At 32.3% G+C, this 13,225-nt stretch carries 15 protein-coding genes; 1 reads left to right on the top strand and 14 read right to left on the bottom strand.

The features are described from left to right. The coding region (locus tag CUL_RS17390) for a transposase (protein ID WP_201767898.1) at nucleotides 1–542 on the top strand (542 nt) is incomplete at its 5' end. Here the strand turns inward: CUL_RS17390 and CUL_RS0112575 are convergent. The 14 genes from CUL_RS0112575 to CUL_RS0112640 all read right to left on the bottom strand — a co-directional run bounded on the left by CUL_RS0112575 (nucleotide 539) and on the right by CUL_RS0112640 (nucleotide 13,222). Then, nucleotides 539–1,222: a M23 family metallopeptidase gene (locus CUL_RS0112575; protein ID WP_005582125.1), complete on the bottom strand. Its 684-nt coding sequence runs from the start codon at nucleotides 1,220–1,222 to the stop codon at nucleotides 539–541. The two genes, CUL_RS17390 and CUL_RS0112575, sit on opposite strands and share 4 nt — an antisense overlap. Before the next feature lie 58 nt (nucleotides 1,223–1,280). After that, entirely contained in the window at nucleotides 1,281–2,336 is a 1,056-nt protein-coding gene (locus tag CUL_RS0112580) for an FAD:protein FMN transferase (protein WP_005582123.1), read from the bottom strand. A gap of 61 nt (nucleotides 2,337–2,397) precedes the next feature. Next, complete coding sequence (locus CUL_RS0112585) at nucleotides 2,398–3,264, bottom strand: FMN-binding protein (RefSeq protein ID WP_005582122.1); 867 nt, start codon at nucleotides 3,262–3,264, stop codon at nucleotides 2,398–2,400. Between the two features lie 114 nt (nucleotides 3,265–3,378). Beyond that, nucleotides 3,379–3,657, bottom strand: coding sequence for a cell division topological specificity factor MinE (gene minE, locus CUL_RS0112590; protein WP_005588763.1), 279 nt, complete (start codon nucleotides 3,655–3,657; stop codon nucleotides 3,379–3,381). Nucleotides 3,658–3,670: 13 nt separating this feature from the next. Then, the gene (gene minD, locus CUL_RS0112595) at nucleotides 3,671–4,465 is read right to left on the bottom strand and encodes a septum site-determining protein MinD (RefSeq protein ID WP_005588762.1); all 795 of its coding nucleotides are present in this window, start codon (nucleotides 4,463–4,465) and stop codon (nucleotides 3,671–3,673) included. 19 nt (nucleotides 4,466–4,484) lie between these two features. Next, the gene (locus tag CUL_RS0112600; RefSeq protein ID WP_005588761.1) at nucleotides 4,485–5,147 is read right to left on the bottom strand and encodes a septum site-determining protein MinC; all 663 of its coding nucleotides are present in this window, start codon (nucleotides 5,145–5,147) and stop codon (nucleotides 4,485–4,487) included. Between the two features lie 51 nt (nucleotides 5,148–5,198). Beyond that, nucleotides 5,199–8,534, bottom strand: coding sequence for a penicillin-binding transpeptidase domain-containing protein (locus tag CUL_RS0112605; RefSeq protein ID WP_025642043.1), 3,336 nt, complete (start codon nucleotides 8,532–8,534; stop codon nucleotides 5,199–5,201). Nucleotides 8,535–8,545: 11 nt separating this feature from the next. After that, nucleotides 8,546–9,046, bottom strand: coding sequence for a rod shape-determining protein MreD (mreD, locus tag CUL_RS0112610; protein WP_005588758.1), 501 nt, complete (start codon nucleotides 9,044–9,046; stop codon nucleotides 8,546–8,548). A 16-nt stretch (nucleotides 9,047–9,062) separates the two neighbouring features. Continuing rightward, entirely contained in the window at nucleotides 9,063–9,899 is an 837-nt protein-coding gene (mreC, locus tag CUL_RS0112615) for a rod shape-determining protein MreC (protein WP_005588757.1), read from the bottom strand. 11 nt (nucleotides 9,900–9,910) lie between these two features. Next, entirely contained in the window at nucleotides 9,911–10,942 is a 1,032-nt protein-coding gene (locus CUL_RS0112620) for a rod shape-determining protein (protein ID WP_025642046.1), read from the bottom strand. Between the two features lie 40 nt (nucleotides 10,943–10,982). After that, nucleotides 10,983–11,690 carry a RadC family protein gene (gene radC, locus CUL_RS0112625; RefSeq protein ID WP_005588754.1) on the bottom strand — a complete coding sequence of 236 codons (708 nt, stop codon included), beginning with the start codon at nucleotides 11,688–11,690 and terminating at the stop codon, nucleotides 10,983–10,985. Nucleotides 11,691–11,708: 18 nt separating this feature from the next. Next, on the bottom strand, nucleotides 11,709–12,290 hold the full coding sequence (locus tag CUL_RS0112630; RefSeq protein ID WP_025642049.1) for a Maf family protein: 582 nt from the start codon (nucleotides 12,288–12,290) through the stop codon (nucleotides 11,709–11,711). Between the two features lie 9 nt (nucleotides 12,291–12,299). Next, nucleotides 12,300–12,824 carry a Gx transporter family protein gene (locus CUL_RS0112635; protein WP_025642050.1) on the bottom strand — a complete coding sequence of 175 codons (525 nt, stop codon included), beginning with the start codon at nucleotides 12,822–12,824 and terminating at the stop codon, nucleotides 12,300–12,302. An 11-nt stretch (nucleotides 12,825–12,835) separates the two neighbouring features. After that, nucleotides 12,836–13,222 (bottom strand): NusG domain II-containing protein, encoded by a 387-nt coding sequence (locus tag CUL_RS0112640; RefSeq protein ID WP_236616476.1) that lies wholly within the window; start codon nucleotides 13,220–13,222, stop codon nucleotides 12,836–12,838. Nucleotides 13,223–13,225 lie beyond the last annotated feature (3 nt).

Here is a 13,225-nt window from a genome sequence, read left to right on the forward strand (position 1 = left end):
ACATATGCCCAAACAATCAAATATTAAAGTATAGTACAACCAATAGAGATGGCTATAGGGAGTATAAATCAGATCCTAAAATATGTATAAATTGCCCAGATATAAACAAATGCACAAATAGCAAAAACCATACTAAAGTTGTTACCCGTCATATATGGGAAAATTATATGGAGGGAGTCGAGCATTTAAGGCATACAAGCATTAATAAAGAAATATACGATATGAGAAAGGAAACAATAGAACGTGTATTTGCAGATATGAAAGAGAAGCATGGCATGCGCTGGACAACCCTACGGGGCTTAAAAAAAGTTAAGGCGCAGGCGATGCTTATTGCTGCTTGCATGAATTTAAAGAAGATAGCGAATTGGATGTGGAGGTCCAGGAAAAATGGACCAAATCCATCCAATCCATGCGTTAATATGCATGGTCTTTTATCAAATTTATATAGTTTTATTATTTGTTCATTAAGAAACACGGTTTCCATAAAGAAGGAAACCGTGTTTTGTCTACAAACTGCAAAAACTGTCCAAGACAGTTTTTAAAGTTTATTTTTGAAATTTACATAATTTAATGGATCCACTGGTGTGCCTTCTATCCAAACTTCAAAGTGTAGATAACTATTTCCATTTTTATTGGTTCCTAAGGTGCCGATTTTAGTCCCCAGTTCTATCTCTTCTCCTTCCTTTACATAGACTAATGCTAAATATCCATATAGGGTTTCCATGTTTTCATGTTCCACCGTAACAAAATATCCTTTGGTTCCCCTGTCCTCAATTGATTTTACAATTCCTTTCTCAATAGAGACGGGTTCTTTTTCTCCATCCGGTATTATATCTATGCCATTATTAAATATTGTTCTACCATCTAGATGCCTAGTCTCACCAAAAGGATTGTAGATTGTTCCTGGAATTGGTGGTGGATATTTAGTTGAGTTAGTAATATTCAAAACAGACAAAGTTCTTTCAGGTAACATTAACAGTTTCTTACCATAATCTATTATCATTTTCCCATCTTTCTTTATACTAAATTCATGATTTATGCTATTATGAATTATTTGAATAATATTAGATGAAATACTATTATTTATCACCTTTAATAAAAGGATTAAAATCAATATTATTAGGACAGCAATAACTTTATTCAATTGTCTTTTATAATGTAGCCTTTTTTTCAATATATTAAGGATTCCTTTGTACCTAATATTATACCTTTTTCTATACATAATTTCACCCACCTTAATCTACTATTATGATATTTATTAACGGTGGGTTTTATTACTTTTAGTTTGGATTTTTAATCAATTTTAGTTTGTTGTTTTTTAAAGAAAAATCTTCCATAATGTTTTCATCTACAATTACTTCCTCTTGTTTTGTAATAAATATTGCTTCAATATTCTCTTGTTCATTAATTAATTCAGTTCCCTCGTCTACTCCCAGTATAAATAATGCAGTAGATAATGCATCACCGTCAATGGATTTATCTGAAATTATACTTACACCAGCCACTTCATTTTCAGATGGATAACCTGTTTTAGAATCGATTATATGATGATATTTTTGCCCTTCATATATAAAGAACCTTTCATAGTCTCCAGATGTAACTATGGATTTATCCTCTACACTTAATATTCCTAAATAACTTCCTGTAACTTCAAAAGGATCTTGGATTCCAATTCTCCAGGCTTCTCCATTTTCCTTTTTCCCCAATGCATAAACATTGCCTCCTAAGTCGATTATAGCAGACTCTATTCCATTTTCAATAAATATTCTTTTTACCTCATCGGCTGCATAACCTTTTACTATTCCACCTAAGTCTAATTTCATTCCCTCTCTTTTTAAATATACATGGTTATTATCCATTAATTCTAAATCATTATAATCTACTAGGGCCATCCTCTTTTTAATCTCTTCTTCAGTTGGTATAGAGTGCCTTTCATCTTTATCAGTACCAGTTATATTCCATAAATCTACTAAAGGACCTATAGTTGGTTCATAAGCCCCCTTTGTAATTCTGGCAAAATACTTGGCTTGTTGAATAACATAATATACATCATCGTGGACTTTTACAGGTTTGATTCCAGAATTTTTATTAATCAAACTTATATCACTAGTATCTATAGTTGCACTCATTCTTTCCTCTATTTCTTTTAATCTATTTACTGCCTCATCTAATATTTTATTATCTTTTTGATCATACATCTTTAATGTAATAACAGTGTCCATTAAAAATTCAGTTCTAGTCAAAGGACCTTGGTTATCCGATTTTTGACAACCCAAAATGGCAGAGGTCATGACTATAACTATTAGTACATAAATTAATGACCTTTTAAATTTCATAACATTTTACCTCTCTTGAGAATATTTAGAAAAACCCTAACATTACGTTAGGGTTTTATTTCTATTTTGCACCTTCTAATGCTTTTTCAACTAGTTCAATCATGGTAGTTCTTGTATTTGTAGCTCCTGTAATAGAATCTACATCTAGGTTTTCAGTACCATTGTTGTCAATTATTAGTTTTTGCACTCCTTTAACTACATCAAAGGAGTCTAGGTAAGCATAATTTTCAACGGATTTTCTATCTCCAGCTTTAACTTGAACTGGTTCCGTTTTAGGCTTTCCATCGCTATCCATGACAGGTTTATTGTCTTCATCAAATACTACTTTATTACTTTCCATATCTTCTACTGCAGATTCAAAATAATCTATTCCCACGATTTGTCCATCTTTTACTACTACCACCACTTCTCCTAGCCAACCATGACTTTCTTCTTCAGCCTCTGCTGTATATTCACCATCAGTATATACCGGGGTATATGTTTCTCCTTTTCCAGCTTGGGCTAATAGTCTATTGACTATATCTTTAAAGGCTTCTTTAGTATGAGTAGCACCTGATACAGCATCAAAATCTACTTCGTTTAGGTCTTTTTTCTCGCTAAATTGTTCGTTAAGATCTTTAATTACTGCTAACCCTTCTGGATAGTTGTAATTATCTTCATTCTTTTCTTCTCCTGAAGTTGCTAAAATTTCCACATAGCTAAATGAAGAAATTTCGCCATCTACAACTTCCATCTTTGCCATACCGTAGTTGCCATGGTCACTAACAGGGTCTTTGATTAAATAAGTACCATCTTGTAATTCACCTGCGGCTGTAGTGTCATTAGAATCCCCATTAGTTGTAGTTTCTGTCTCTTTACTGCCACAACCAACAAGTAAAGCTACAATTAACACTGTGGCTAAGAGCATAAAACCTAACCTTTTTTTCATTCGTATCCCTCCAAAATTTTAAATAATTAGGTAAGTACATGAAAACCCTCATATATTATATCTAAATTTGATAATAATTACAATAATTGTTTGATTATTAACAATCACAATATATTACTCATTATCCTTGACTTTGATTATTGGTATATTTGCCACTAAGGCTGACATAGGCATATTGTCTGATTCCCTTTTCATCCTAGTCAATTTAATATCTAACCCTTCTTCATCAATTTCTGCATACTCCCTTACTACTCTAATCATATCTCCTTTGATCATATCTAAAAATTTCGGAGATAAATCGGATCTATCATGAACTAAAACTAATTTCAACCTTTCCTTAGCTACATTTTTACTACTTTGATTGTTTTTACTAAAAATTTTAAAAAAATCCAAGGTTATTCCCCCTTTACTTGCTAAATAACAGTTTGATCAGCTTACTGAGTTTACCTTCATTGTTTTCTAAATTGAGTAATTCTACATCCTTTCCAATAATTCTATCACAAATGTTTCTAAAGGCTTTTGCTGATAAAGGTTCATCTTCTACTACTACCGGTTCGCCTTTATTAGTTGAGATTACAATAGCTTCATCATCTGGAATAACGCCTATTAAGTCCACTGCTAATATATCTATTATATCTTCTACATTCATCATATCTCCTCTCTTTACCATATCATGTTTAATCCTATTGACAATCAATTTAGGGTTGTTAAGTCCCTGAGCTTCTAATAGCCCAATTACCCTATCTGCATCTCTTACTGCAGAAATTTCAGGTGTAGTTACTATAAAGGCTTCATCTGCACCAGCAATAGAGTTTTGGAATCCTTGTTCAATTCCTGCAGGTGAATCTATTATAATATAGTCAAATTCTTCTTTTAACTCTTTTATAAGTTCCAACATTTGTTCAGGCTTTACTGCCGTCTTGTCTTTCGTCTGGGCAGCAGGTAATAAAAATAAGCCTTCAAACCGCTTGTCCCTAATAAGACCTTGTTTTAGCCTGCAGGTTTTCTCTACCACATCGACAATATCATATACTATTCTATTTTCCAGTCCCATGACTACATCTAAATTCCTGAGACCTATATCCGTATCTACTACTACAACTTTATTACCTAATATGGCTAATCCAGTACCTATATTTGCAGTTGTAGTAGTTTTTCCTACTCCACCTTTTCCTGATGTTATTACAATTGCTTTTCCCATTTTTCCTTCCTCCTCTTGGCTATTTTCTCGGTAAATATGGCTCAATAAGAACTTCACCGTCACAAATTCTGGCAATTTCTGGCATCCCAGAGGTAATTATATCTCCATCTGGCTTTCTTCCAATAATATTTCCAATTCTAAGCTGTGTCGGTTGCAAATCATAAGCAGCTACAATTGCCTTATAATTTCCATCTATCCCAGCATGAGCAACTCCCCTTAAGGTTCCAAGTATTATAATATTACCCTTTGCTTTGATAAGAGCACCAGGATTTACATCCCCTATAATAACTATATTCCCATCATATTCAATAACTTGTCCAGATCTTATTGTGGTATTAATGAATTTTGTCATTCCTTCATAAATACCTTCATAGGGCTTTTCTTCTTCTAAATAGGAAGGTAACCCAGCCTCCGATATATGTAACTTATATTTATCCTGAATAATTTTAAGTAGCTCGTCAACTTCATTGTCGGAAATATTTTCCCCTTTGATCCCTAAAAGGTTTGCTCCTTTAAAAAAATCTATAGATTCTTTCAACTTGTCCTCCAATTCCCTTTTAATATGCTTAAAATCTCCTTCTCGAATATAAATATAAATTCCTTCCTTTATTCCTCTAAAATTTACTAGTCCTTCTTTCACAGGTATTACCTCCACAAAAGCTTCTCCATATATATTCTCCATATCTTAAAAAAATCCTTCTAATTTTAAAAATTGAATTGGAAGGCCTATAGATTACCTTACCAATTCAATTTCAAAAGGTAATGCTTCCTTTTTATCTGAACTATTAAGTCCAAAGTATTCGGCAATAATTTCTCGAGCAATAGGTCCAGCATATCCACCACTTCCCCCTTGAAATAAAACTACAGAAATCGCTATTTCTGGGTCATCGTAGGGAGCAAAAGCCACAAACCAAGCATAATCATCATAAGTATCTCCAGTTGCTGGATTGATACCAGTTCTTTGAGCTGTCCCAGTTTTTGCTGCTACAGGTATAGGAAATTTTCCAAATTGGCTTCTTGCCGTTCCTTCGGTAGCTACCTTTCTCATTCCAATTTTTACATGTTCCAAGTTTTCATAATCATTTAATTTGATTCTCTCTGGGTTAACTTCCCTTTGGAGTATAGTTTTTGAATTATCAAAGTTTTTTATGCTATCTATAGTAGTTACTTTATGTCTATAGCCTCCGTTAGCTATAGTTGCAACAAAATTCGCCATTTGAATTGGAGTGTAGGCATTCTGTCCTTGTCCAATAGTTACGTTCAATGTGTCTGTAATATTCCATCCTGCATAGTTTAAATAGGTAAATTTGATTTTATCTGCAATTCCTTCCCTTTCTCCCTCAAGTCGCTTTTCTGGTTCTAAACCCATAGCATCTAATCTTCTTATTACCTCGTTCCTTGATAATGGTTCTGCTTCATCTGTCCAACTTATTATCTCCTCTATTTTTTCATTTATTTCTTCATCTGAAAATTGTTCCCCTTCTTTGATATAGGACCTTATATTTCTATTTAAATATCTCTTTAACAAACTCTTAGTTATCATTATCTTACTTTGAGGATCTGGCACTCCGCCAGAAGCCTCGCTAGGTATGTCTATTTCTATACCAGTTTTATCATTTAATCCTAATTGTTTTGAAATATTGGCTATATCTTCAATGTCCACTCTTACTCCTAAGGCTTCCCCGGTTTTTTGGTTTCTGCCCAATGCAAGAGAGTAGAAATAATAGTTACAGGAATCCCTAAGAGCATCATATACATTCACGGGTCCATGGGTACGTCTACTAGAATTCCAAAGCCAACAGCCAAAGGACCTAGGACCAATATCCACTTTTCCCATATCCCTAATAGTCTTATTAGGACTAAATCCCTTTTCCAAGGCTGCAAGAGCAGTAACCATCTTAAAAGTAGAACCTGGTTGTATAGCCGTCTGTATGGCAATATTGTATAAAGGCCTTGGTGCTAATAAATCTTCCTCATTTTCAGGAAATAAACTAGCCCAGTCTGTACTAGATATTCCAGTAGAAAAAAGATTGGGGTCATAGGCAGGATAATTGGCCAACGCCAGTAGTTCCCCAGTTTTTACATCGGTAACTACCACCGCACCAGAAGTAGCATTTTTATATGGTCTTCCCTTGCTTCTACTAGTTCCGAATTTATAGTCTCCCCACTGACTTTTAAAAGTTCCTCCTACTTGTATCTGCTCCAATGCATGTTTTAGTGCATCTTCTGCTACTTTTTGAAGTTGCAAATCTATGGTTAGGTAAATATTATTTCCCGGCGTTGCCTTTTCTTCATCTATTATATTGGTAGTATTTCCCAAAACGTCAACTTCTACCCTTTTAACACCACTTTTCCCTCTGAGCTCCGACTCAAATTTCTCTTCAATACCAGTCTTACCTATTATATCATTAGGAGAATACTTCTTGTCTTTGACGTATTTCTCAATTTCATTAGTTTGAGATATCTTGCCTAAATACCCCAATATATGAGCTGCGGTTTCCCCTTGAGGGTAGTATCTTACCGGCTCTATGGATACTTGTATTCCAGGCATTTCCATAAGGCCTTCTTCAATTTTTGCAACGGTTGCATCCTTAATGCCATAGGCAATATTAATAGGTTGATAGGCTCTATGCCCTTGTTTATCCAATTGATCATATAGGCTCATTATGACTCTAGATTCATACTTACTTAAATTTTTATCTATTTTATAATATTCCATTAGATAAGAAAAAGCCTCTTCAGCACTTTTCCCCTCAGGAATTTTAAACTTTTCATACCAATCACTTTTGTTAACTAAAGATACATATTCCCACCTTGAAACTGAAATTCTAGGATTATATCCTTTTTCCAGTATGGCTTCTTGAGCTATGCCTTTTATATTATCATCAGTAATGAAGTCTTCCAATAAACTATTTTTCTTTACAAAATCTATTAATGCTTCTATAGGACTTTTATCACCGGAATAACCCTTATCTTTATAAGTATATAATACAGTGTTAACCTCTTCGTTAATTTCTATCTTAACAGGAGATTCTAAACCCTTTTCCTCTATTTTTTTAATCAATATCTCTCCAGGTATAGTTGTCTCTACGTTTCCCTTTTCATCTTCAACATTCACTACCTTTTCCAACATATCTACTAATGAGGTTTCAGTAACTATGTTAACAAAATCATCTTTTGCACTGGAATCAAAATTTATATTTTTAAAGGTTTTCATAAGAGTTCTTTTTTGCTCTAAATATTCTTCATCAAAGGTTATTGAGTACTCCTTTAATATCAAATTATTGTTTAAGTTATTTTCTTTTAATATATCATAGACTATCTGTCTTGAAACAGGATGATCTATGATTTTTCTTATAATATTCTTATCATTATTTATTAGTTTAACTATTGCCTCTTTAGGATTAGCTCCTTGGCTTATTTGATAATGTTTCTTCCACTCTTCTATATCTTTTCCATTATCAAAATCTAATTTTAATCCTTCTTTACTAAGTTCAATATTAATGGGCATATCTATTCCTTTGTTTTCTAAGGCATTTATAGCTTTATTCACTGTTATAAATTGATAATGTTCTTTATAATCAGGATGGATATAGTAAGTGTCCAATATCTGTGGTAATAAATTATTTGATATTATAATATCTATTACCTTCTCAGTTGGAGTAATGTTTTCTATTTCATATATTTCTTCTTTGATATAATCAAAGATATTAAATTCTATAGGGAAATCATCTACATAGATTACCCCATCCTCTTCCAGCAATCTAGCTAATGTTAACAATGTATTGTTTTTTTTATCCCTATCTTTAATATTTAACTCATCTTTCAAAATTTGCACAGTAAAGCTAGGCTTATTGCCAGCTAACAGCCTGCCATATCTATCTCTAATTTCGCCTCTTGGCGCCGTAATGTATATTTCCTTTAGCCTTTTATTATCGGAAATATCCCTATAATAATCTCCTTCTACTATAGTCAATGTAGCTAATTTAAAAGAAAGAATTAGCATAATAGTAGTTAATATGATGATTAAAATATTATATCGATTTTTTAACTTTTCTAATATTTTCAAATTCTACACCCCTATCTCCTTCCAAACCTAATTGAAGGAATGACAAATATCCTCGAAAACCATTTGTACAATATAATAGATATGAGACTATTATATAGCATCTCAATAACAACCACATTCTTAAAAAAGGCAAAAAAGGGTATATTAAAAGATAAAAAGTACATAAATAGATAGTAGACTAAATGATAACATATAGTAGAAATTAAAGTCATTATAAATGGAATCAGTATATTATCCTTAGATAACTTGTTTTCTGCCATGCCAACAAAATATCCGACAAAAAAGTATATGAAACCATTTATTCCAATCACAGGGCTAAAGATAATATCTTGTAATAGGCCAGCTATCAAACCTGCAATACTGGCAGTTTTTTTCCCTCTTAGTAATGCTATTACAATAATAATTACAAGACTTGTATTTGGAACTACATCGAAAATATTAAAATAATGTAATATTGTCGATTGCAATATAAAATTAATTATGATTATCAGTAATGTAATCAGTGTAATCAATTTAAATCCCTCAATTTTAATCAGTTATAATAAAAACTTTATATAATTTTTTAAAATCAACCGCTGGTTCTATCTCTATCTGCTTAGTCAAAGATTCATCTTTCTTTATTACATCTGTAATCTCACCAATGTAAAGATCCTTCATATATATTCCGCCTAAACCAGAGCTAAAAAGCTTGTCTCCCTTCATTATATCCGCTTTGTTATCGAATAGATAGCCACTTAATCTACCGTCTACACTACCTGATATCATTCCGCCATCTTGAGTTCTTATAACTTTAAAGGAGATTTTACTATTTTCATCTATAACAGAAACTACCTTAGACCAATTATCTCCTACTTCAGCAATTCTTCCAACTATTCCTTCTTGAATTATACCCTCATCAGTTTCTATAGCTTGGATTACTGTATCTCCTTTTTTAATACCATCTTTTGAACCTTTGTCTATAGTAAACCTATCAAACCAATTGCCTGGTTCTTTTCCTATAACCTGAGCATTTATTAGATTGTAAATGGTATTCTCCATTAATTCTTTTTCATTCTTTAGGTACTCAGATTTGCCAATTAAATCTTCATAGGCCCTATTTTTCTCTTCCATTTCAGCAATTTTCAATTTTAAATTTTCATTTTCTTCTCTTAAACTACCAATATCCTTTATAGATCCAAAAAAATTGGAAGTCTTTTTGCCAAGATTGAAAAAAACTTTCTCTAAAGGTTTCATTACATCCCCAACAATTTTCTCCATCTTAGATAATCCTACTCTCTCACTGCTAGTAATACCAATGATTACAATTAGAATGATAGCAACTATAGTCACTATCATTCTATTTTTATATTTTTTGAAAAAAAACATAAAATCACCACTTAACCTATTCTTTTATTATTTGATACAGTTTTTTTCAATACTTCTATACTTTCCAATGCTTTTCCAGTCCCTATGGCTACACAATCTAATGGGTCTTCTGCTACATGAACAGGCATGCCCGTTTCGTTTCTAATTAATCTATCTAACCCATCAAGTAAAGCTCCTCCTCCAGTTAACATTATACCTTGTTCCATTATATCTGCTGCCAATTCTGGTGGTGTTTTTTCTAAGGTGGATTTAATAGCTTCTAATATATTATATATTTGTTCTTTCATAGCTTCATATATCTCTTTTGAAGTTATCTCTATAGTTTTAGGCAAACCACTTATTAGGTCTCTTCCTCTAATACTCATCTTAGTTTCCTTATTGTTTACATTAGCAGAACCAATAGTAATTTTGATATCTTCTGCTGTACGTTCTCCAATCATCAAACTGTACTCTTTCTTAATATAGTTTACTATAGATTCATCTAATTCATCTCCACCAATCCTGATAGATTTACTGGTAACTATTCCACCTAAGGAGATAACAGCAACTTCCGTTGTACCTCCTCCAATATCTACTATTAAGCTACCAGTAGGCTCATGAACAGGAAGTCCAGCACCTATTGCTGCTGCCATTGGTTCTTCTATTAAATATGCATCCCTAGCGCCAGCATGGATAGCAGCTTCTTCTACTGCTCTTTTTTCTACTTCTGTAACCCCACTAGGTACACAAACTACTACCCTTGGTTGAAATAATGAACGTCTTTGCATAGAACGTTTAATAAAATACTTAAGCATGCTTTGCGTTATATCAAAATCAGCTATAACTCCATCTCTTAAAGGTCGTATAGCTACAATATTTCCTGGAGTCCTACCAATCATTTTTTTTGCTTCTTCACCTACGGCTAAAACTTGTTTTGTATTAGTTTGTATTGCTACTACTGATGGTTCTCTAATTACAATATCCTTACCTTTAATATAAACTAATGTATTTGCTGTTCCTAAATCAATACCCATATCCTTTGTAAATGCACTAAAAATTCCCATATCTTTTGCTCCTTCCTTTCTATAGGCTAAAATCAATAATTTAGATAATGTTCTTCTGTTTAAAACTTATATATTTATTATCACCAATTATAATATGGTCTAAAACCTTGATCCCAATTATATTTCCTGCATCGATTAATCTATGTGTAATATTAATGTCTTCTGTGCTTGGTGTTGGATCACCGCTAGGGTGATTATGTACTAAAATAATAGAATTTGCACTTCTCTTAATTGCGATATTAAAAACTTCCCTAGGATGGACGATGGACGAGTTCAAATTACCTATGGAAATATTCTCAATACTAATAATTTGATTTTTAGTATCAAGAATTGCTATTTTAAAGTGTTCTTTCCTTAAGTACCTCATCTCTTCCATAAGTAATTCTGCAATTACTAAAGGCGAGTCTACCTTTAGTTTGTCTTCTCCACTTCTGCTAGAAATCCTTTTGCCTAGTTCTATGGCAGCTATAATTTGAGCTGCCTTACATTGCCCTATACCTTTTATACTGGTCAATTCTTCCACAGTTGCATGGGAAAGGTATCCAATACCAGTACTATCAATACTAAGGAGTCTATGGGCCAAGTCTATTGCAGTATCTTCTCTATATCCTGTCCTAATAATAATAGCTATTAACTCAGCATTGGATAGGGAACCGACTCCGTATTTAATTAGTTTTTCCCTAGGCCTTTCATATAATGGAAGATCCTTTATGGTGTAAGATTTGTTAATATTAATACTCTCTGCCATATATTACCACCCTAATTATTATAATAGACTTATGTCGAAATGTCTTTCTAATAAAATGTCTAATTTATATATAGGCAAACCCATTACATTAAAATAACATCCATTAATAGACTCTACTAGTATTCCTCCTAACCCTTGTATAGCATATCCTCCAGCTTTATCAATGTATTCTTTAGTTTTGATATAATTCTCAATTTTTTTATAGGTAAGCTTCCTAAACTTGACCATTGTCCTTTCATAGTCTATTATCTTAATATTTGAGTTGGATTTTACAATGCTTATTCCAGTTATTACTTCATGTTCTTTGCCACTTAAAAATTTAAGCATATCTTTTCCTTCATCTTGATTTTTAGGTTTACCAAGTACTTTTCCCTTACAAGTTACAATTGTATCTGCACCTATTATAATTTCTCCATCTTTGAATCCCTTTGCCACTTGATTTGCCTTTTCAAAGGATAATGCCATGGCAATTTGCGCAGCTGTTTCCTTTTGGGAAATTCTTTCTTCAATTTTTGATTCTATTATAATAGGTTTAATATTATACTTCAATAGCAACTCTTTCCTTCTAGGAGAGGCTGAAGCAAGAATGATCCTCTTCATAATATCACCTTAATTCTTAGAATAAAATATATTGTCAAAAAATTTTTTTAAATTATTTACTACAAATATAGAAACTAACCCAACAAAATATCCGGTAAATAAGCTAGTTAATAATAATATGGGAAGATATGAAAATATCCTAAAATTTTTCATCATTAAACTAGCTACTAAAACTTGAGCAAAATTATGGGCTAATGCTCCAAAAATGCTAACACCAATTAAACTAAATATATTAGAAAAATTATTATATATTATAAACATCAATACGCAGCTTAAAACGGAACCAGAAAGACTATAAAAAAGACTTGTAACACTACCCGAAACTAATGTAAATATTATGGACTTAAGGATACCAACAGTCAGAGCTTCCATAAAACCAAAAATTACTAATGTTATCAAAATTACCATATTTGACAATCCTAATTTAGCTCCTGGTGCCACAAAAGGTACTGGCATCATCGATTCAATGATACTTAATCCTAACCCAATAGAAACTAATAATGACAAAAAAATTAATCTTTTAATACCTTTCATCCTTTCACCTTCTAACGGCTTATATAATCTACATCTCCTTCGTCCATACCTTTTATCTCAATAACTAATCTATTAGGTAAACAAACGATAACTTCTCCAACTTTTGATATATAGCCTTGTTTTACATCTAATTGGTCGGGACAATCTGCTTCAATTACGCGAACCATTCCATCTCCTAACTCAATTAAATTATACCCATACTGGGTTTCTACCGGAATAGTTTGCCCTATTAAATTGGCATCAAATATAATCTTCTTTATTTCTTCTCCATTTACCTGTATACTTATATACTTTTCATTATAATTAAAGGCTGATCTTTTTACATATGATAGGGATAATATACTTATAATTACAATAAATATCATCAAAATCTTATCACCTTTTGTCAACTTATTCACCCT

The sequence above is a fragment of the [Clostridium] ultunense DSM 10521 genome (genome assembly GCF_000511955.1).
In the GTDB taxonomy this organism is placed as follows: domain Bacteria; phylum Bacillota; class Clostridia; order Tissierellales; family Tepidimicrobiaceae; genus Schnuerera; species Schnuerera ultunensis.

Bases quoted from the DNA above. Each gene is read 5' to 3' on its own strand.
- CUL_RS0112575 (WP_005582125.1), bottom strand. From the start codon at position 1,222: ATGTATAGAAAAAGGTATAATATTAGGTACAAAGGAATCCTTAATATA.
- CUL_RS0112580 (WP_005582123.1), bottom strand. From the start codon at position 2,336: ATGAAATTTAAAAGGTCATTAATTTATGTACTAATAGTTATAGTCATG.
- CUL_RS0112585 (WP_005582122.1), bottom strand. From the start codon at position 3,264: ATGAAAAAAAGGTTAGGTTTTATGCTCTTAGCCACAGTGTTAATTGTA.
- minD (WP_005588762.1), bottom strand. From the start codon at position 4,465: ATGGGAAAAGCAATTGTAATAACATCAGGAAAAGGTGGAGTAGGAAAA.
- CUL_RS0112600 (WP_005588761.1), bottom strand. From the start codon at position 5,147: ATGGAGAATATATATGGAGAAGCTTTTGTGGAGGTAATACCTGTGAAA.
- mreC (WP_005588757.1), bottom strand. From the start codon at position 9,899: ATGTTTTTTTTCAAAAAATATAAAAATAGAATGATAGTGACTATAGTT.
- CUL_RS0112620 (WP_025642046.1), bottom strand. From the start codon at position 10,942: ATGGGAATTTTTAGTGCATTTACAAAGGATATGGGTATTGATTTAGGA.
- radC (WP_005588754.1), bottom strand. From the start codon at position 11,690: ATGGCAGAGAGTATTAATATTAACAAATCTTACACCATAAAGGATCTT.
- CUL_RS0112630 (WP_025642049.1), bottom strand. From the start codon at position 12,290: ATGAAGAGGATCATTCTTGCTTCAGCCTCTCCTAGAAGGAAAGAGTTG.
- CUL_RS0112635 (WP_025642050.1), bottom strand. From the start codon at position 12,824: ATGAAAGGTATTAAAAGATTAATTTTTTTGTCATTATTAGTTTCTATT.